We start from the raw sequence: 20,646 nt of genomic DNA on the forward strand, positions 1-20,646 counted from the left end.
GTTTGGCCGATATAGCCCTTACTACATCCTATCGACACTTCTTCAAAATGAACAAAAAAACCGGCAGGATTATTATTCACATCCCACCGGTTTTTAACATTATTTTATAGCTGGTCTAGTTCAAGCAGATGGCCGCCGTCGAAGAAATACAAATACTTTTCTTCAACTGGCTGCTTCCATACTTGTTCGATTGCTTTGGCATACAGGCTGATCTGGATTCGATAGCGTTCTTCCAGGATCGGCTTTGCCTGTTCAAAGCCGCCTTTGTAGCGGTCATGGATGCCATCCGTTTTAAAATCAAGCAGGACTGTTCCTTTTTCATCCTGGAAGATGCAGTCGACTACCCCCTGGATGAAAATTGGCTCGTTTTCTCCCTGCCAATCTGGATATACCTTTTTTGACGGCAAAGACAGATAAAATGGAACCTCCCGGCTGACTTTTTCAGCTGTCAATAGCCGTTTGCCAACCTCCGTTTCAAAAAAGGCAAGTATCCATTTTTTATCTACAGCATCGCGTTGCTCCGGGAAAAGCAACTCTTTCTCCACCATCTTTTCCAGCTGTATCTCGAGTGAAGCTTCCGTTACTGGCTGGTTAAGATCGATATGCTGCATGACCATGTGCATCGCCGTTCCCCGTTCTGCAGGTGTTAGCTTTTTCTCCTGCATGAATCTTGGCCTGTTGAGGATTGGTTTTGAGAACCTCCTGACAATCTGCGTACCGCTCTCTTCATCCCTGGTTTCATGGTTGCGCTTCAGCTCGGTAACGGACTGTTTGGAACGGTGGTTTGCTGCTTCCTTGAAGTGATAAGTCCATGAAAGCTGCCTTTTCACCGTTTCTGCCAAATCTGATTCTTTATTTACAGGCTTTCCTGCTGCAACTAGGTCCATCAGGCTTTCGTGCTTTTCAGTTTTTTCGTCACCATATGAAGCGATTTCCTCTGCTTTTATGGTTTTGATTTTCCAGCGGGAAGGATGGTTTTTAATCTCCTCACCCAATGCTGGATGAAGGATACCTTCACTTCCCCGTATTGAGTCACAATCCTGGTGGCGGATCACCGCTGGGCCAATCCAGTCAATATAGCCCGAAGCTGACGCCCTTAAGTATTCATCCAGCAGCCAGTCCGGATGGCTTGCCTCGTCCTGCCATTTACTGATCGTTTTTTCAGCATCCTTGACTGATCCTATCAAGTAAAGCTTTTCCTTGGCACGCGTCAAGGCAACGTATAGTACTCTCATTTCCTCTGCCAGCATTTCCATCTTATGCTTGCGCTTGAAGGCTACCTGAGGCAAGGATGGATAGGAAATTCGCTTCTCAGGATTGATATATTTTGCTGCGAAGCCAAACTCTTTGTCCAGCATGTAAAATTTCTTCAGGTCCATCGTATTGAAATTCCGAGCAAGCCCGGCAACAAAGACTACCGGGAACTCAAGGCCTTTGCTGCTGTGGATCGTCATGATCCTGACCACATCTTCCTGTTCCCCAAGAGCCCTGGCTGCGCCAAGGTCATCTCCTCGCTCTCTCATCCGCTCAATGAATCGCAAAAAGCGGAAAAGGCCGCGGAAACTCGTGGCTTCATATTGTCTCGCCCGGTCATATAGTGCACGCAGGTTTGCCTGGCGCTGCTTGCCTCCTGGCATCCCGCCGGCAAAATCGAAGAACCGTGTTTCTCTATATAATTGCCAGATCAAATCAGAAACTGAATCCTGTCTTGCTGAAGTCCTCCAGCTCTTTAAACTTTCAAAAAAGCGACTTGTCCTCTCATGCAACCCTTCATTTTCCGGCAACGGCTTTTGAAGGCAGAACGCTGTCAGTGCTTCATAGAAGGAACCGCGTTTCTGGCTGACCCTGATGATGGCAAGCTCTTCTTCATCCAGTCCAACAATAGGGGATCTCAAGACTGCAGCGAGAGGGATGTCCTGATATGGATTGTCGATCACCTTCAACAAAGAAATCATGATCGCTACCTCTGTTGCCTGGAAATAACCAGTGGACAGGTTTGCGTAAATCGGAATCCCCTGCTGCTTGAACTCCTCCATGATTTGCGGCGCCCATGTCATCGAGCGGAGGAGGATGACGATATCACGGTAGTTGACGGGTTTTGAGGTCTTCGTCTTTGGATTGTAAACAACCCGGCGCTCTTCTACCATATCCTTGATATGCTTCGCCATCAGCCTTGCTTCGAGCTGGGATTGCTCCAGATCATCTGCGTCGAATTCATCTGCTGCCGTTTCACTATCTTCTGGAGAATCACTTTCTGATGATGAGCCCTCGCTTTTATCAACCAGGAGCAGCTCCACAGGAAACTCGTCATCCTCAGGATAAGGCGCTCCTTTTTTCAATTCAGCATTCTCATCGTAATGGATTTCGCCAACCTTGATCCCCATGATTTGCTTGAATAAATAATTGGTCCCATCAAGAATCTCCCTGCGGCTCCGGAAGTTCTTGGCCAGATCTATTTTCAAGCCTGTTCCTTCACCATTTGATGTGAACCTGTTGTATTTACCAAGGAACAGATTAGGCTCAGCCAGACGGAACTTGTAGATCGACTGTTTAACATCTCCAACCATGAACAGGTTTCCTGATACTTCACCTTCAGCAGTCACGAGCTGGAGGATCGCTTCCTGTACCATGTTTGTATCCTGATATTCGTCCACCAGCACTTCTTTGAATTTATTGCGATAGGCGAGTGCTGCCTCTGAAGGTTTAGATTCACCTGCAGACAATTCTTCTTCCGAATCCGATTTAGCTGTGAGAATTTCCAATGTATAATGCTCAAGATCAGAGAAATCAACGAGGCCACGCTCCTGCTTCACTTCTCCAAACCGTTTTGAGAATTCTTTTACAAGATCAATCAGGACAGCGATCAATGGCTTCATTTCCTGCATATCCCTCAAAAAGCTTTCAGGTTTTCGTGAAAACAGTTCCCCTCTCAAATCCTGGACGATTTTCTTTGCACGGTCCCTAAGCTTGGCTGCCTTGTCGACAAAATCCTTGTTGAAGTCATCACCGCGGCATGTTTTCGCCCTGCCAAAATTGGCCAGCTGAATCGCATCATAAAGCTCTGCCCATGATCGGTCTTTTGCAGCAAGCAAAGTATCAATCACATGCAGATCTTCTGTAAAATTAACCGCCCTTGGCGCAGGCCCTCCAGGCATCCTGGCAATCTCCATCCCTTTTTCCAAAAGCTGTTTCGCTCCCTGAAGCTGCAGCTCAATATCCGCAACAAGCACCTTCATGAAAGGCAGATCCTCCATTGCTGCGCTGTCTGCTGCATCATACATTGAAACAATTGAATCCAGATATGCATCAGGAGAAGGATTGGATCTGGCGAAATCAAAAAGGTCAACAATGATATCCTTCAATCCTTCATCGCTGCGGTCATTCGTGAACGCATCCACCAGGTTGAAAAAGTCCTGGTTATCTGCCTTTCCATATTCTTCTTCAAATAAATCCTCAATCACTTCGTCACGAAGCAGCTGTCCTTCAGTTTCATCTGCAATCCTGAAACCAGGATCTACATCGGTCAGGTAATAATATTTTCTGATCACTTCAAGGCAGAAGGAATGGAGTGTTGAAATAGACGCCCTGTTCAGCAGGCTAAGCTGCTTTTTCAAATGGGTCGAAGCCGGGTTGCTATCGATTGCTTTTTCGAGAGCTTCTCCAATCCTGTGGCGCATTTCTGCCGCGGATGCATTGGTGAAGGTCACGACGAGCAGTTCATCAACATCAATCGGATGGCTTTCCGAAGTGATTTTCTTGATGATCCGCTCGACAAGCACCGCAGTTTTACCTGAACCTGCTGCCGCTGCTACAAGGATATCCTGTCCAGAAGCCATGATCGCCTTCCACTGGTCTTCCGTCCAGGTTGCCCCTTCCGGTACTGGCGGTATATTTGTTTTAGCCAAGATCCTCTTCCTCCTCTCTTATTGATGCCTGAATATCCTGTTTCTTGATTTCTTCTAATCTATCATTTATACCTGGCAAGCCATCTTTCGCCTCAATCCCTTGATCTTGGCGTAGAGATGCTAGCAAATCTTCTTTTTTTATGACCGGAAGCTTCCTGAAATCATTCGATTCCACTCCCTGGTCAAACTGGCAGACCGGCTTGAAGGAACAGAATGTACATGGTGCCCTGTCCTTAAGCTTATACGGCGCGACATCGACGATTCCGCTGACGATCCTGTTTCCGGTCTCCACATACTTATGGCGGACAAATTGCCGCAAATGGTCAAAATCTTCCTTGCTGGCGACTTTGGAGCTTTTCAGAAGGCTTCCATCCTTTTTAAAACCTGCGGAAATAATCTGCGAACTGCCTGTATCCAGCCCCTTATCCATCATCCTGATGACATTCTCATCACCAAGCAGCAATCCATTCATTTTAAAACGTTTGAGGATTTCCTCTTCGATTTCATCAAGAGTCAGCATTTTCGATGCGTTGACAATAGGATTATGGACATGGAAATAAAGGACTCCCGCCGGGTCAGCAGGCTTGCCGACCAACAATGGCGAATGAGTGATGATGATGTCCAGGTAGGTGAGCATCTGCAGGGCCACACCATGATATACCTCAGTCAAATTGACATCCTTCACGCTCGATTTATAATCGACGACCCGCAGGTACATTCCCTGGTCATCCTCTGCTTTATCAACGCGGTCAATCCGGCCCATCAGTTCCATCCTGGTGCCATTTTTCAGCGAAAAAGCAAGCGGCGGCAGTTTTCCCTGGCGGCCGAAGCCAAGCTCCAGCCCTACCGGTGAAAATCCGCTGACCTTGGCATGCTCACTTAAAACAAGCGAAGCCCGGCTGATGATATTCTGCAGCTTCTGCCTGATATAATGATGCCTGTTCGAACTCATCAAGATCTCATTCTGCAGTTTTGGTGCCAGCTTTTGGACGGCATCCCTTGCCAGTTCTTCAGCCTGTGCTTTTGTAAGCTGGGCCCAACTGAGGTTTTGCTGCATGACGGTCTCGGCAATTTCCTTCAAAGCAGCGTGGAAGAGATCACCGATATCCGGCGCTTCAAGACGGAAGATCTGGCGGTCACGCAGCTTTAAACCATGCTGGACATAATGCGAAAATGGGCAGCTATTGAACAATTCCATCCTTGATACACTGGCCTGAATTTCATCACCGTATAGCTCCTTCGTGACTTCTTCAGACAACTGCTTCGTCCTGTTTTCGTAAAATAGACTTGAAAGAACCTTGCGTGCAGTATCAGCCCACAAATGATCGTTCAGATAATAATCGTACACATCCCACCAAAAATCATAGACTGGATAATTGCGCTTTTTCAATTGAAGCTGGGATGTCAGATAAGACAGAGCAACATTTTCACCAGCTGCGTACTCTATTTGCTCCTCTTCCGGCAATTCCGATGGATCCGGCAGGAAGAAATGTGTTTGATGTTCAGGGAAAAGATCAGAAATCCTTTTAATGAATGAAGATGGCATCAAGGCTTTTCCTTCTTCATTGGCGATCGGGTAACTGATATACAGTTGTTCCGATGGTGTCACAAAAGCCTTGTAGGCAATAAAGCTTTCGTCCAGCAGCTTCGTGCGGCTGCTTGGGGCAAGCTTTATGCCTTTTGACTGCAGGAGCTCCCGGTCATCATCCGCAAAAATTCCTTCCTCCGTCATTTTCGCAGGCAGGACACCTTCGTTGACGCCGATAACAAATGCGGCTTTAACGTCGGCAAGCCGTGTCTTTTCAAGGTCTGCAACCAATATTTGGTCAATCGCCGGCGGAATAAGGGAGAATCTCAGTGATTCAAGGCCAGCATCAAGAATCGTCACGAACTGTTTTGGCGCGACCTTGGTGTCACCAAGCATCTCGACGAACTGGTCAAGAAGGTTGATTACTGCATTCCAGGCTTGCTCATGCTCCCTCGCCTCTACCAGCTTTCCTTCCTGTTCAGCACCCATTCTCCATGACTCAAGCTTGGCTGGTATATCAAGCTCTTCCATGAATAGATAGACTGCTTCCGAAAGCTTCCTTCCCGTCTCAGCACGCTTCAAGCGGCGGGCCATCCGAAGCAGCGGAGAAGTAATCAACAGCCGCAGATCATTAAGTTCCTGTTCTGTCTGTTTTTCTGCATCTGTCTGGGCTAAACCGTCATACTCCAGGCCGCGGATTCTCCGGTATTTCCATCGTTCTTTTTTCGTCCATTTAACTCCCTGGATGCCATATGCAAGAACATAGTTCTCCAGCACATCCATCTGTTCACGCATCTTGTTTAGATTAACGCCATCCGGGAACAATAAGTCCGTTTTTACAGCCCGGAAAATCGGTTCATACCGCCAGTTACCCAATACCGTTTCAAGGCTGGAACGGACTAGCTCAATCAATGGATGATGGAGCATATTCCGCTTCTGATCAATAAAGTAAGGCAGGCCATAATCGTCAAATATCGTTTCAAGCACTTCACGGTATTCGCTGCCTCTCATCAGTACGGCAATATCGCGGTAACGGTAACCATGATCCCTTGCAAGTCCGATAATCTTGCGCGCAACTCCTTCAAGTTCAGCCCTTCTGTTGGCAGCCTGGGCGATATGGATGGCAGCCTCTCCGTTGTATTTGACAGCAGGTCTGGAATCGAATTCCCTTTCTAGATGCTTAAGGGAATCCTCCTGCCAGCGTCTCTGCTCGTTCAACACGATTTCTTCTTCCAGCTCATAGCCTTTTGTCCTGATCATTTCATGCAGTGTTGCACAGGTTTCTCCAGTTATCCTGAATAAATGCAGTTCGTCAGGCTGAGCATCTTTGAAACTCTGGTCGACGGGCAGGGCGATTGTCACCCGTTTACAAGTGCTCATCAACTGATCAATGATTATCATTTCAAGGGGTGTGAAACTGTAAAAACCATCGATGTATACTTCCGCATTTTTTAAATATTGCGAGGCAGGGATTTTCTCGGCAAGCAGTTTAAAGTAATCCTCTGAATCGATATATTTGCCGAATAGTTCATCTTCAAATTGACGATAGACTAACTCAAGATCATGGATTTTATCCTTCAGCGCTTTATTGCCTGCGGAGCTTTCCTCCATTTTTCCAGTGAGCTCATCCGGATTGATCGCATAGCGTTTGAACTCAATCAGCATCTGCTCCATCTGCTGGACAAAACCATTCTTATCCGCTGCCTTCTGGAAGATTTTCAGCTCGTCCTTTTTATCCTCAATGATTTTTCGGATCATCATGCTGATCCCTACGCTGTCCAAATGCTGGCGAGTGTACCCGCCTGTTTCCTGCAGGATTCTCCAGGCAAGGCGCGGAAAGCTGAATACCTGCGCCCTGATCATCCCCCCAAGCTCAGGGTCAGTGGACAATCTGTATTCGGAAAGGAATGACATTTGTTCCGGGACAAGATAAACTACCGGATCCCCCTGCGGGTCGGTTAGGAGCCTGTCCTTGATTTCATTTATGATCATCTCGGTCTTCCCGCTACCCGAGCGCCCGAGTACTAAACGTACAGACATCTGACTTCCCCTTTCTCTCTTAAAATATCTATCTCTGTATCACTTTTAAAATTGAAAAAGGCGCTTCAAATTTATGCGCCTTCTACCTACCAAACGATTGTTCTATATATCATTCATTATACCTTTTTTTCAGGCCATTTTGGAAGCAGGAAGCCCGTTAATTTTTCCCAAAACAACCTGCAAAATCAGCGGTGTCTGCATATCTTAGTGGTGGCAGGTGATATACATGAAATCCATGTCCTTTTTTCACAAGGCTTCCATTCTTCTGACACTTTGCGCCATCATGGTCGCAAGCAATATTTATACATTGATTCCAATTTATTCAGTCCTTGCAGATGACCTGTTGATTGCTGAATCCCACGTTGTCCTCGCCGGAGGGCTATTCACTTTTTTCTATGCCTGCGGACTGCTTTCATTCGGACCGGTATCCGATTTTACAGGCCGAAGGAAAATCCTCGTGTTCGGACTTTTGGCCTCCGCACTGACGACACTGGGCGTCGGCTTTTCTGCCGGATCTCTCAGTTTGTGGATTGCCCGTTCGCTGCAGGGGCTCACTTTGGCTACCTTCGCTTCAGTGGCTTTCGCCTACTCCTATGATGTATTCAATTTTCGCCAGAGGACCATCCTTGTTGTCCTGATCAATACCGGATTTTTAATCGCGGGAATCTTCGGGCAGGTTGCCAGTGACTTTCTTGCCGATGTTTTTTCCTGGAACAGCGTCTTCTTTTTCTTCTCAGTTGTCTATTTTATTCTATTTGCTGCTGCTTTTTTCCTGCTGAAAGAATCACCACCACAGATGGTAGAAAGCAAGCCTTTATGGAGAATATTTTTTCAATTGCTAAAAGATTCTCGCTTGATGAAATGCTATAGTATTACATTCTCACTGTTGTTTGCGATTATCGCTTTTTATGATGCAAATGGACGTTTTTTTATCGGTCCTGAATCAGATCTTCTGATGATCCGTCTTGTTGGGTTGCTTGGCGCATCTCTTTCCCTCTTCACGGGCAAACTGATGGATCGATGGGGCGAGCTAAGAACATTGATGTTCGGATTGGCCATCGGGTCAACAAGCGCGCTCCTGTTGCTTTTCTTCCAAAGCACCGGAGCTTTGATTTTCTTCTCGATCTTTTTTGTTTCTTCGATTTCACTCGTGATCCCGACCGTCATTACCTTGATTGGTTTCTATGGAAGCAGCCAGCGAGCCAAAGCATTGTCACTTTACTCATTCATCCTCCTGACCGGTGCCAGCCTCGCTCCGCCGGTCGCGGCCCTGCTTCCCTTCAGCGAAGTCATGATTCTTTTGTCTTCACTCTTCTCTGTAAACATTGTGCTTTGTATTTTGATTCAAAAAAAGGCATTCCAGTCAGCAAACGCTGGCTGAAATGCCTTTTTCATGTTTCTAGCTGCAGATTGGATATCCGACCGGAAAACTATATTTTGAAAGTGAGCCTTATTTCTTAAACTTATTTTCATACATCACAGTTTTAGCTGACTGGCTTCTGATTTTTACCTGCGATTTCCTTCAACAGTTTTTTATCGATTTTGCCTACATGTGTCTTCGGCATCTGGCCAATGGTATGGATCACTTTCGGTACTTTATAACCGCCCAGCTTCTCCCTGCAATGCTTTTTGGCTTCCTGCTCTCCAAAATCGGCTCCTTCTTCAAGAACGATGAAGGCAGTTACGACTTCTCCCCATTTTTCATCGGGTATGCCGACCACTGCCGCCTCACGGATAGAAGGGTGGGAACAGAGCCAATGTTCAATCTCCAGCGGATACACATTTTCTCCGCCCGTGATGATCATCTCTTTTTTCCTGCCGACAATATAGTAATAACCATCCCTATCCCTTTTTGCCAGGTCGCCTGTATAGAGCCAGCCATCCTTCAAGGTGTCTTCGGTGGCGCTCTTATTTTTCCAGTAAAATGAAAATGTATGATTCCCCAGGATGGCGAGTTCACCGACCTCATCCGATCCAGTCTCGTTGCCGTCTTCATTCAGGATCCTGATATTATGGAACAACATTGGCTTGCCGACTGAGCCTCTTTTTACATCCGCCTCTGAAGGGTCTATGTAAAAATTATTTGGGCCAGCCTCTGTCAGGCCATAACCCTCCTTGAAGGCGATGCCCTTCTGTTTGTAAGCATCATAGATTTCAAGCGGACACGGCGCCCCTCCTGATAAAAATAGCTTTATATCCTTGAATACTGCCTTTTGAAAGGAATCAGATTTTATAAGCATATGGTGCATCGTAGGGACAAACAGGACGATTGTGCACTTATGCTCAATTAAATTATTAATCGCACTTTCCGGTGTAAAATCATTGGCCAGGACGACGGTGCCCCCTGCCATCAGGATTGGAACGGAAAGAGCATTCAGACCCCCTGTGTGGAATAATGGTAAATATGTCACCGTTCGGTCTTCATTCGTAAGATTCCAGCTGGCGATCGTGGAAATGCTATTCCAGATGATTGCCCGTTGTGACAGAACCGCTCCTTTTGGTTTGCCGGTGGTCCCGCCTGTATAAATCATTGCCAGAGGGTCTTCTTCATCCAAATCCATTTCGCGCATTTCATGCTGGCCGGAGTCAATCAGCCTCGAGAATCGGGTACCATTTATTTGAATGCAGCGATTTTCCTCGCCCCAGATCATCGTCACTTCTTTTGTAAAACTTGAATGGAACGCAAGGATCGTGGGTTCACAATCTTTTATAATATAGGCTAATTCATCGATAGAAAGCCTCCAGTTCAGCGGCACAAAAATTGCACCAATCTTTCCACAAGCAAACAGCAAATCAAAATAACAGATTCCATTTGGCGCGAGCAAGGCTATTCTGTCTCCCTTTTTTACCCCTTCTGTTTGCAGCCACGCTGCGATAGCTTTAGCCCGATCATTGACTTCCCTGTACGACCAGTCCTGACCTGTACCTGCATCGACAACCGCAACGGCCCCCGGGGTCAAACTCGCTCTCGCTTCAAGCCAATCGAGCTCCCACCTCACCGCAATCTCTCCCTCTCTCGTCATGATGGGTTTATTTTAGGAAATGGGAGTTACAGGATAGTTACATAAAACAAAATCGCGAGCTCCCTGGTCAGCCCGTCAAGCGCTGAAGCTGGAGTAAGAAACTTTCAGGTAAAATTCAAAAAACACCACAGCATCTGCCATGGTGTCAAAAATTTATATGCCTCTTAACTCTTCTTCCGTAAATAATCCCATGCTTTTTACATGGTTCCTGGCTTCAGCATCACCCAGTTTGTAGACCATCGCGTAAATCTCCTTCATCGTAAAGTCATATTCAGCATGTTCACGGTCCGGGTCCTTGAAAGGATGAAGATGGGAATTTCCGTATGTTGCCCAGTCGGCTTTATAGTTTTCGGTGAGATACTCCCGCAAATCCTTGATTTCTTCACCTGTCGCCAGCAACGTGAATAAATGGCCCTCAGGCTCAGCTGGTGTGTCCAGAACCTCACCGCTTTCTATATTAAAGTAGTACGTCTGCTTTGTTTCTTCCATGTATAACACCCCATCCTTTTTTAATACTATTTACCACTTTTGGAGATAGGTTAATCCTAAAGAGATAATTCGGGGAATTGAAAAGGTTGGAAGTGCCATGCATCCTTTGGTATTTTAGAGCACCTTTATACCATTCGCAGAGGGAACAGTTAGTTTTAACACCGGTTAGGGGAGATTTAATACCAGTTGGAACAGTTTTAATACCAGTTGACGCATTTTTAATACGAGTGGGGTCGTTTTTAATATCAGTCGGGAGGATTTTCCAGGATTTGAGGATTTATTTTAACGGTTGTGAAGATTTATTTAACGGTTGGCTCGAATATTCATACGATTGGGATGATTTATTTAACGGTTGCAGCAAATATTCCCGGTTGGAACAATTTTATTCCCGGTTGGAGCAGATTTATTCCCGGTTGAAAGAAATTTATTCACGGTTGGAGCAGTTTTATTCCTGGTTGAATAATTTAAACTCCAATAGAATAGAAATCATTCCTTTCCCCATACCTACCCAAAATAAAAAAGCGCAGCAAGTGCGCTTTTTAAAATCACATCATGATCCCGCCATCGACATGGAGGTTGGTGCCGTTCACGTATTTGGACTCGTCTGAGGCGAGGAATAGGTAGGCATGTGCGATATCCTCTGGCAAACCGAGCCTGCCAAGCGGGACAAGCATTTTCATTTGTTCAATCACTTTGTCTGGCACCGCTGCGGTCATGCCCGTTTCGATGAAACCTGGCGCTACAGCGTTTACATTGATGCCTTTGCGGCCGAGTTCCTTTGCCCATGTTTTCGTCATCCCGACGACTCCGGCTTTTGTTGCTGCGTAGTTTGTCTGTCCCACGTTCCCATATATGCCGGAAACGGATGATGTATTGATGATTCTCCCTGAACCTTGCTGGACCATTGCTGGCACAACCGCTTGAGCGCAATTGAATACGCCGGTCAGATTGACATCAACGACCTTTTGAAAGTCCTCTGCCGAAAGCTTATGAAGCATCCCATCCCTTGTGATGCCTGCATTATTTATTAAAATATCGATTTTGCCAAAGTGTCCTAAAACGTTTTGGACCAACGAGTCCACACTGGCCCTGTCAGCAACGTTCACCTGAAAAAAAGCGACTTCATAGCCCTCAGCAGACAGTTCGGCTGCTCGTTTTGATCCTGTTTCCTCATCAAAGTCCGCCATGGCAACCCTCGCGCCTTCACTAGCAAAAGTTTTAGCTGCAGCAAGCCCAATTCCGTTCGCTGCACCTGTAATAATCGCTACTTTATCTTTCAATCTCATAAAAACACCTTCCTACTCTAAAAATCCTTCAATATGCTGCAATAGCTGGTCCAGATCATCCACTAATGGCGAGTGGCCGCAATCCTTCAATTCCACAAACCTTGCACGCCCTGCAAAGTCCTCAACAATTTCATCTGCCATCCTCTCAGTGACCACTAAATCTCTGTCACCCCGGAGCACAAGCACAGGAATCTGGATATCCTTCACCTGGCCTGTTCCATCCTTCAAGCCATTATTTAAAGCACTGATGTTGAAAGTATTAAGAGAATGGTAGACTTCAGCAAGATTGCGCTGTGTCAGCATATCATCAACATACTCGTCATAGAGACGATCTTCCGGCTGACGATCGGTATAAATCAACATATTCCACATTGCCTTTAAAAACCCTCTATTTTCCTGGTCATAGGCCGTCTGGACGGCAATCGTTTTACCAGCATCCGCCTTTACATCCTCATAAGTAACCAGACGGTTGTTAATATCCGGCAGACCTTCTGCACTCGTACCGAAGAACGGATACCCTCTCGTTGATGCAGATGCGAGCAGCACAAGTTTTTCACAATAACGTGGGTAATCTGCGGCGAACTGCATCCCTACTGCTCCTCCCGTCGACCAGCCAACAAGTGCAAATTCCTTCAGCCCTATTTCATCTACAAACATTTTTACATCATCGGAAAAATCCTTGATTGACATGATCGGCTTATGATAGCTGGATCCACCGAACCCCCGAAGGTCCACCGCAAAAACTTTATATTCAGGGTCAATCGCGTCAATCAACAAGTCCCAATGCTTGGAAGATGTCATATTGCCATGGACTAAAAGAACATTTTTGGTTCCGCCATCCCGCTCCCTATAAGCGAATGTCTCCCCATTTGGCAAGCCAGCCTTCTTCATTTCCACTGCCGTTTTTTCCATTACAGCACACCCTTTCCCCAACGTATGGTTGTTGCGCCCCACGCATAGCCTATCCCTGCACTGACAAGAACTGCTACATTCCCGTCCTTCAATTTCCCTGCCTTTTCTGCCAGTTCCAGCGACAGGATCTGGTCAATCTGTCCAATATGCCCATAGTCTTCGAGGTAGATAGAGTTTTTATCTGTAAGCCCTAGCTCCCTCAATACAAAATCATGTGCCGAACGCTTCATGTGTAACATCCCGACATAGGAGATATCCTTTTTGGAAAATCCGCTTTTTTCAATGGACCGAGAGATGACCTGCAGGAAATTTGCCATCGATTTTTGCTCGAGCCTTTCCTTCATTCCCTGTGGATCGAGAACATCAAGCTGGTACAGGCCTCGCTCCAGGGTCTCCGCAGAAATCGGATTTTTCGTTCCTCCCGCAACCACGACCACATCCTCGGAAAAAGAGCCATCCGTAATCATTTCTGTTTCCAGCAGCACATTCTCCTCATGGCCCTTTTGCAATAGAATCGCACCGCCGCCGGCCCCAAGATTATACATGAACCTTGTCCTCGGATTTTGGTAATCTATGAAATCACCATTACGATAGCCCCCAGCAAGGAGAACGGTATTGATCGCCGGGTCAGAGAGCATCATCCCTTTTGCAAGCTTCAGGGCCATCACGGTCGTTCCGCATCTTAGTGCCGTGTCAAAGGCCCAGGCATTCCTTGCACCGATTTCCTCCTGCAGCTTGATTCCTGCTGTCCATAATGGATACTCCTTGTATTCCTCACCAATATAGATGACAAGGTCAATGTTCATTGGATCCATGTTTGCTTTTTCCAATGCCATTCTTGCAGCTCTGATTCCCATCTCACATGTATGATCATCAGGACCTGGCACCGGCTTTTTCCTGATTCCCATTTTTTCTTCCACAACTTGTTCGGGAATTCCTGCCAACCTGGCAATTTCCTCTCCTGTGATATGGTTTTCAGGAAGGTAAATTCCCGTACTGACAATGCCAATCTGCATCTACTTGCCTCCTTCTAGAAAAGCGCAAGCGCCTTGGTCAGCCCCGACAAGCGCTGCCCGCCTAAAACGCCACGTCCTGTGGCTGGCGGGTCTAGCACATCCTGTGCCTCGGAGGGCCTGACAGTGAAGTCGTTCTTTGACTTCATTGGCAGGACTGAAGCGACCTCGAGCTGCTCAAAGCTAACGCTTCTCGCAAGATACTCGAGGAGGCACTCACAGCGATGAAAACTGGCTAGGCGCTGGAGCTAGACACTAATCTAAGTGCAAAAGTTTATACTTTTAAAAGAAAATCCATTCTATGAATCTCCAACAATTCCTTTAATAAATTCCATTGCCGACTCTATCGAATCAAACATGGCTTCCTTTTCTTCCTGCACATATGTTACTTTGACTCTCCAATATTTTGTGCCGCTGTCCATTTCGATGTCCGCGAGCTGGAAACGAAGGACGAATGATGTAACTTGCTTTGTTTCCATCACGTATCTCCCTGGCTGACAGTCTCTGATTCAACCGGAACAGATGCTTTCTTTTTCTTTCTGAATTTCAGTTTTTGCAAAGAACCGACGATGCCCATTGGGAAGAACATGACAGCGAGGATATAAATGATTCCGAAAAAGATGATCCATCTTTCGAAAATCCAGTGAACCTTTGCCAGTTCTGTCAGCCAGTGATGCGAAAACTCGATGATTCCCGCACCGATAATCGCCCCGACAAGCGTCCCGACACCGCCAATGATTGTCATCAGCAAGGCATCAAGTGTGATATCCATGGTAAAAACACTTGTGTTCACGAATCTTAAGGAAACTGCGTATAAAATCCCCGCAATACCAGCGATGACTCCCGATACGACACTGGCAATGACTTTATATTGCAAAACGCTGAATCCAAGCGATTCTGTCCGCTGCTCATTTTCCCGAATCGCCTGCAGGACTCTTCCAAGCGGCGAATTAGTGAATCTTTTTAATAAAATAAAGACAATGACCATCGAACCAAGGCAAATCAGGTAAAAGTCAGTCCGGTCCTTAAGGAAGTCCGGTACCCTGAAAGTGAAGCCATCATTTCCATAAGTAACAGTGCGCCATTTTTCGGCTAGCACTAAAAACAGTCCGGCGAATGCCATCGTCAGCATTGCGTAAAAATGACTTTTCAGCCGCAGTGTCAGCAGCCCGACAAAATAACTTACCACAGCAGTCAGCAGGATCGTGACCAGGACAGCAAGCAGAAAGTAGCTCGTTTCTGGTTCGAATCTTTTCATAAAGACACCAACCGTGTAAGCCCCGATGCCAAAGAACATCGCATGGCCGAACGAGACAATGCCCGTGTATCCGAGCAGGATGTCATAGCTCATTGCCAATACAGCAAAAATGAACACCTGAGAGAGAAGAATGAGCAAGCTTCTTGAATCATAGACAAAAGGAAGCACGGCCAGGAAACCGGCGACAAGCAAATATAAGATGTTCATGCGACTCGAAACCATTCTTGTCATCATTTCCTCACCCCTTTGCCCCGAATAAGCCCTGCGGCCTGAAAATTAATACCACTGCCATCAGCAGCATGTTAGCGGCCAGCGCCAGGTCTGGCACATAATAAGCCATGAAAGAACCTGACAATCCAACCAGAATCGCGGCCATCACCGAGCCTGTAAAGCTGCCCATTCCGCCAATAACCACTACGATGAATGCGAGGATCGCGAATTCCATCCCCATGTCGGCATAAATCACCCCGGAGTATGGCCCTAGCAGCATTCCCCCAAGGGCAGCCATGCCTGCCCCAATCATGAACACAAACATGAATACTCTCTGGATGTTGACGCCAAGAGATTGGACCATTTCCTTGTTCATGACGCCGGCGCGAACGACCAGGCCGACCTTTGTATTTTTCAGCAGGTATTGTACAGCAAGGAATACAGCAAATCCCACGGCAATAATGAAAACCCGGTATTTTATGATGATGATGCCGCCAAACTCCCAGCTGCCAGAAAGGTAATCAGGGGTTACCGCTGAAATCTGGTTAGGTCCCCAGACCACTTTTAACATTTCTGATAAAACAAGCATCAAGCCGAGCGTGATTAATATTTGCTGTACATGGTTGCCGTAAACCGGCTTGATGATCCAACGCTCGGTTACAATTCCAAGAATCATGCCAGTAAGGATGGCACCGATGATCCCAATAAAAAAACTCCCTGTAGACGTATAAATCCAAATGCCACTGTACGCACCCCAGGCAAACAAACCACCATGGGCAAAGTTTAGGACATCCATCAACCCAAATATCAAAGTAAGACCGGCTGCCAGAAGGAAGATCAGCATTCCCGTGGCAAGGCCGTTAAGGCTCAAGTTAATCAGTACGTCCACTCTTTCTTCCCCCTTTCCTACGCAATGCCGAGATATTTCCGTCTCATTTCTTCGTCCTCACGAAGGAGGTTCATCGAGCCGTTCGAAACCGTCCTGCCATCATCGATGATGTAAAAGCTGTCGCCAATACTGCTGGCCATCATGAAGTTTTGTTCTACAAGGATGATTGTCGTTTTATCCTTCATTTGCTGGATGGATTCCATAACCTTCTCGACAACGATTGGTGCAAGGCCTTTACTCGGTTCATCGATCAAGAGCAGTTCATTATCATTGACGTATGCTCTTGCGATAGAAAGCATCTGCTTTTGGCCTCCGCTCAAAAGCCCGCCTGGTTTTTTCCAGAACTTCTTCAAATCAGGAAAAAGATCAAGAATCCAATCCAGTCGCTGTTGGGTCTCAGCGTTCTCTTTTTTGACTGCCACCTTGATATTTTCTTCGACAGTCAGGCCGGCGAAGATCCCCTGGTCTTCTGGAACATATCCAATTCCTTTGTTTGCAATCGAATAGGTTGGCAGACTCTGTATTTCTTCTCCTTTAAATTGAACCGAACCTTTAGCAGAGGGGTTCAGGCCCATGATGGTCCTGAGTGTTGTTGTTTTACCGGCACCATTCCGGCCAAGCAGCACCGTAACTTCCCCTTTTGGCACTTCAAATGAAATACCTTGAAGGATGTGATACTGGCCAATGAATGTTTCAACTTGTTCAAGCTTCAGCAGCGTGTTCACTATGCAAACCTCCCAAATAGGCAGACTGAACCGTTTCATTTTTCATGATCTCCTCTGGCGTACCATCAGCAAGCAGTGCGCCATTGAACAGAACCATGATGGAATCAGAAAGGTCCATGATCATATCCATTTTGTGTTCAATCAAAATGATCGTCCGGTCGCCGCGTTGTTTGATTTTCCTGATTACCTCGAGGATTGCCGGAACCTCTTCCAGTGACATGCCTGCCGTCGGTTCATCGAGCAGCAGCACCTCTGTGTTCAAAGCAAGCAGCATGGCGATCTCCAGCTTCCTTTTCTCACCATGTGCAAGGTTCCTTGCAAGTGCATCCTTCTTGTCATCGAGCAACACCAGCTTCAACCACTCTTCTGCCTGCTCCTCAAATTTTTTAAAGGAACGAAAATGCCTGAGCATCTTGTAGCGGACTCCTTCATGAGACTGTACCGCAAGACGGACATTTTCCATCACTGTCAGATTGGGGAATACATTGGTAATCTGGAAGGACCGTCCAATTCCCGCCCTTGTTCTTTTAGTCGGAGAGAGCTTTGTGATATCAATGCCTTTATACATGACCTGTCCTTTCGTCGGCGCGAGCTGCCCGCTCAACAGGTTGAAGAAAGTCGTTTTCCCGGCACCGTTCGGACCGATGATTGATTTAAAATGATTATGCGGGACTGAGATGCTGACAGAGTCTACCGCGGTATGGCCGCCAAATGTAATGCTAAGCTCTTTCGTCTCGATAATTGCCGTCATGTACTTCACCACCTTTGATTGGATTACATTCGATTCAGTAAAAGCATAATGAACTTCGGCTGAGTTACCGAAGTTCATTATGAACACTTAGTTCCGGATTGGAGGAGCTGTTTCTTCTGGAGAGAGCTCGCGGATCAGGACAGGGACTGGATAGTCGACTCCTTCTTTTTTCTCCAGCTTGATTGCGTATAATGCCTGGAGTGCCTGATGGTCCTCTTCACGGAATGTCATTTTTCCTTTTGGTGATTCAAAGCTCATTCCTTCCATCGTTTCAATCAGCTTTTTGGAATCAGTGTCCCCTTCTGTTTTCTTCAATGCTTCGACGATCGCCATCGCAGCTGTCATGCCTCCTGGTGTAAATAGATCTGGCAGCTCACCGTTAAAGCGCTTTTTATGTTCATCAACAAGCCATTTATTGATGTCATTTTGCGGGAGATCATGATAATAAACAGTGAAGCCTTCCATGCCGACAAGCGGCTCCATCGTGGCAAGTGCAGCGATATCTGGTGCACCAGTAGAGATTTTGATGCCTTTTTCCTGGACCTTCATATCTGAAATCTGGTTCCATGGCGAATTCGCGCCCGCCCAGACAACAAATAAGTAATCAGGCTTTTGGTCGATGATTTTCTGGATGTTCGAAGTGAAGTCAGTTGCAGCTGGATCTGCATATTCTTCGTGGATGATTTCGGCGCCAAGTTTTTCGGCTGCTTCTTTAAACGCTGCAACGCCATCACGTCCAAAAGAATAATCCGGAGCAAGAGTCGCGATTTTCACACCATCCTTCGCGATTGCAGCAGCACCCGCAACAGCATCCTGTGATGAGTTACGCGCCGTACGGAAGATGTATTCATTGAATTCAGAGCCTGTGATGCTGTCTGCTACAGCTGGCTCGACGATCATGATTTTTTCATATTCCTCGGCAAGCGGCAGGACTGCCAGCGTGTCACCTGAGCTTGAAGATCCGACCAGGAAATCTACTTCATCCTCTTCCAGAAGTTTCGTCGCTTTCTGGACCGCTACCTCAGGTTTGGTTTCTGTATCTTCCACAATGAATTCAATTTTTCGGCCCGCGACTTCATTTGTTCCATTAGTGGCGTATTCAAGGCCGAGCTCGAACCCGCGAAGAGTCTGCTTCCCATAAGCTTCAAGACCGCCTGTCTGCGAAGCCAGCACACCAATTTTAATCGGTTCTGAGTTCTTCGGTTCTGAGTTCCCTTCTTTCTTCCCTTCAGTGCCTCCTGACTTCTCAGTTCCCGATCCACTGCAGGCACTTGTAAACAACAGTACCAAAATGAGCATAAATGATAAAACAAAATTCCGCTGACCAGCTTTCATTTCCTTTCCCCCTTTAAAATGTTGATTCCAAAGCCCATTAGCTTTGACATCATCTTAAAAAATGCCAGTTACAAATGAGTTACATCATGCAGAAAATTAGTTGTTGAAGTTCTAAAAATGAATGAAAAGTGAAACCCAAAAGAGGCGTATTCCGTATAGAGAGATACATAAAAAAGGGGGACAACTTCGATGGATTCCGTATTTTTGTTTATCCTGATCCTTTTCACACTTCCATGGATCATTACAACCATCATCATGACGCCGATCCAGTACAGATATATCAAAAGAATGGAAGAAATAAAGAAACAGAAGCAGCTTTCACAAAGTCAAATGTACGAGGAAATGCCTGTGCAGGAAGAAATCCTTCATATGAACCTGCAATCGAATATTTTGTTCATTCCGGCAAATATCATTGCAGGATTAATTTATAAGTACCGGCAACGGTAAAACACTAAATCTTCCAAATAAAAAAGTATCCCCTCCAACTTTTATGGCAATAACGTTACTAAATTGCCAAAAACATGGAGGGGATTTCTATGATGGGAATCTATTTGATCAATGAAAAGATTCATATAAATGGACACGTCCAGGATGAAAGTGTTGAAATTCAGCAAAGCCTGCTGCTTGATTTCATGAAGAAAGAGAATATTCAGCCTGTAAAATTGAATCCATACCAGCTGAACGAGCATTATACGATTCCACATGCACTGCTTTATGATTTAAAACTCCATAGAAAGCAGATTGATTGCCTGCTGATGTACTCCAATGAATCTATCGAAGATTTCGCTGCAACCTATCCTGCAAGATGGCTGATCCTGAAGAGTTATTTTGACACCGTTCTAACTGTCGCCTAAGGCAGTAATAGCATCAGTTCCAAGTCAAAAGCCGTCTGTCCCGCCAAAAGCGATGCAGTAGCCATCAAGATCTTTGACTGCAAACTCTTTCCAAGGGCCATTATTTTCATCAACCCATGGATCGATGGCGATTTGCGCACCCTTTTCCTTGAATTCTCGATATAACTCATCAAGCGAATTCCAGTCTTCCACATAGCAATAAAGGTCGAACCCTTGCTGCTCCCCTGATGCCGGCGGATTAGGCCTCACTTCCTTGGGGTCGCTGGCTTCCAGCAGTTTTATTGCCAGTCCTGAAAATCCATCTCGGATGGCCCACCAGTCGGTCACCTCACAGCCTAGTACATCACTGTAAAACTTCCGCGATTTTGCCAGGTCCGATACCAATAAAACCTTCAATGAACTGTGAATCTGTCTTTTTGTTTCCATTC

Annotated in this window: 17 protein-coding genes; 3 read left to right on the plus strand and 14 right to left on the minus strand. The window is 46.2% G+C overall.

The features are described 5' to 3' along the window. Window positions 1-104: 104 nt before the first annotated feature. Together addA and addB are read right to left on the minus strand one after the other, a co-directional pair. Window positions 105-3,905: a helicase-exonuclease AddAB subunit AddA gene (gene addA, locus J7E32_RS15235; RefSeq protein ID WP_214908819.1), complete on the minus strand. Its 3,801-nt coding sequence runs from the start codon at window positions 3,903-3,905 to the stop codon at window positions 105-107. Continuing rightward, window positions 3,898-7,473, minus strand: coding sequence for a helicase-exonuclease AddAB subunit AddB (gene addB, locus J7E32_RS15240; protein WP_214908821.1), 3,576 nt, complete (start codon window positions 7,471-7,473; stop codon window positions 3,898-3,900). The genes addA and addB overlap by 8 nt, the downstream gene beginning before the upstream one ends. A gap of 226 nt (window positions 7,474-7,699) precedes the next feature. Between addB and J7E32_RS15245 the strand changes: the two genes are divergently transcribed. Continuing rightward, window positions 7,700-8,854 (plus strand): MFS transporter, encoded by a 1,155-nt coding sequence (locus J7E32_RS15245; protein ID WP_286183291.1) that lies wholly within the window; start codon window positions 7,700-7,702, stop codon window positions 8,852-8,854. A gap of 103 nt (window positions 8,855-8,957) precedes the next feature. On the opposite strand, the gene J7E32_RS15250 is transcribed toward J7E32_RS15245, so the two are convergent. The 11 genes from J7E32_RS15250 to J7E32_RS15300 form a co-directional block, all read right to left on the minus strand. Continuing rightward, on the minus strand, window positions 8,958-10,496 hold the full coding sequence (locus J7E32_RS15250; protein ID WP_286183292.1) for a class I adenylate-forming enzyme family protein: 1,539 nt from the start codon (window positions 10,494-10,496) through the stop codon (window positions 8,958-8,960). 153 nt (window positions 10,497-10,649) lie between these two features. Next, on the minus strand, window positions 10,650-10,985 hold the full coding sequence (locus J7E32_RS15255) for a hydrolase (protein ID WP_214908823.1): 336 nt from the start codon (window positions 10,983-10,985) through the stop codon (window positions 10,650-10,652). 545 nt (window positions 10,986-11,530) lie between these two features. Continuing rightward, complete coding sequence (gene fabG / locus J7E32_RS15260; protein WP_214908825.1) at window positions 11,531-12,271, minus strand: 3-oxoacyl-ACP reductase FabG; 741 nt, start codon at window positions 12,269-12,271, stop codon at window positions 11,531-11,533. 12 nt (window positions 12,272-12,283) lie between these two features. Further along, the gene (gene phaZ, locus J7E32_RS15265) at window positions 12,284-13,183 is read right to left on the minus strand and encodes an intracellular short-chain-length polyhydroxyalkanoate depolymerase (protein ID WP_214908827.1); all 900 of its coding nucleotides are present in this window, start codon (window positions 13,181-13,183) and stop codon (window positions 12,284-12,286) included. Continuing rightward, complete coding sequence (locus J7E32_RS15270; protein WP_214908829.1) at window positions 13,183-14,199, minus strand: 3-oxoacyl-ACP synthase; 1,017 nt, start codon at window positions 14,197-14,199, stop codon at window positions 13,183-13,185. Before J7E32_RS15270 ends, phaZ begins: the two co-directional genes overlap by 1 nt. A gap of 296 nt (window positions 14,200-14,495) precedes the next feature. Then, entirely contained in the window at window positions 14,496-14,675 is a 180-nt protein-coding gene (locus J7E32_RS15275; protein WP_214908831.1) for a hypothetical protein, read from the minus strand. Further along, window positions 14,675-15,688, minus strand: coding sequence for a branched-chain amino acid ABC transporter permease (locus J7E32_RS15280; RefSeq protein WP_483297612.1), 1,014 nt, complete (start codon window positions 15,686-15,688; stop codon window positions 14,675-14,677). The genes J7E32_RS15275 and J7E32_RS15280 overlap by 1 nt, the downstream gene beginning before the upstream one ends. 4 nt (window positions 15,689-15,692) lie before the next feature. After that, window positions 15,693-16,553 carry a branched-chain amino acid ABC transporter permease gene (locus tag J7E32_RS15285; protein WP_214908833.1) on the minus strand — a complete coding sequence of 287 codons (861 nt, stop codon included), beginning with the start codon at window positions 16,551-16,553 and terminating at the stop codon, window positions 15,693-15,695. Window positions 16,554-16,570: 17 nt separating this feature from the next. Further along, complete coding sequence (locus J7E32_RS15290) at window positions 16,571-17,278, minus strand: ABC transporter ATP-binding protein (protein WP_214908835.1); 708 nt, start codon at window positions 17,276-17,278, stop codon at window positions 16,571-16,573. Continuing rightward, a complete protein-coding gene (locus tag J7E32_RS15295; protein ID WP_214909008.1) occupies window positions 17,256-18,029 on the minus strand; it encodes an ABC transporter ATP-binding protein in 774 nt (257 codons plus the stop codon). Before J7E32_RS15295 ends, J7E32_RS15290 begins: the two co-directional genes overlap by 23 nt. An 87-nt stretch (window positions 18,030-18,116) precedes the next feature. Further along, window positions 18,117-19,328 (minus strand): substrate-binding domain-containing protein, encoded by a 1,212-nt coding sequence (locus J7E32_RS15300; RefSeq protein ID WP_483297613.1) that lies wholly within the window; start codon window positions 19,326-19,328, stop codon window positions 18,117-18,119. Between the two features lie 225 nt (window positions 19,329-19,553). Between J7E32_RS15300 and J7E32_RS15305 the strand changes: the two genes are divergently transcribed. Together J7E32_RS15305 and J7E32_RS15310 are read left to right on the plus strand one after the other, a co-directional pair. Continuing rightward, window positions 19,554-19,811, plus strand: a complete 258-nt coding sequence (locus tag J7E32_RS15305) for a DUF3949 domain-containing protein (protein WP_214908839.1) — start codon at window positions 19,554-19,556, stop codon at window positions 19,809-19,811. A gap of 89 nt (window positions 19,812-19,900) precedes the next feature. Further along, on the plus strand, window positions 19,901-20,218 hold the full coding sequence (locus tag J7E32_RS15310) for a hypothetical protein (RefSeq protein ID WP_214908841.1): 318 nt from the start codon (window positions 19,901-19,903) through the stop codon (window positions 20,216-20,218). 24 nt (window positions 20,219-20,242) lie between these two features. Here J7E32_RS15310 and J7E32_RS15315 read toward each other — a convergent pair whose 3' ends face one another. Next, window positions 20,243-20,644 (minus strand): VOC family protein, encoded by a 402-nt coding sequence (locus J7E32_RS15315; RefSeq protein ID WP_214908848.1) that lies wholly within the window; start codon window positions 20,642-20,644, stop codon window positions 20,243-20,245. Window positions 20,645-20,646: the final 2 nt, after the last annotated feature.

The sequence above is a fragment of the Bacillus sp. ISL-55 genome, assembly GCF_018613155.1.
Taxonomy (GTDB): Bacteria; Bacillota; Bacilli; order Bacillales; family Cytobacillaceae; genus Mesobacillus.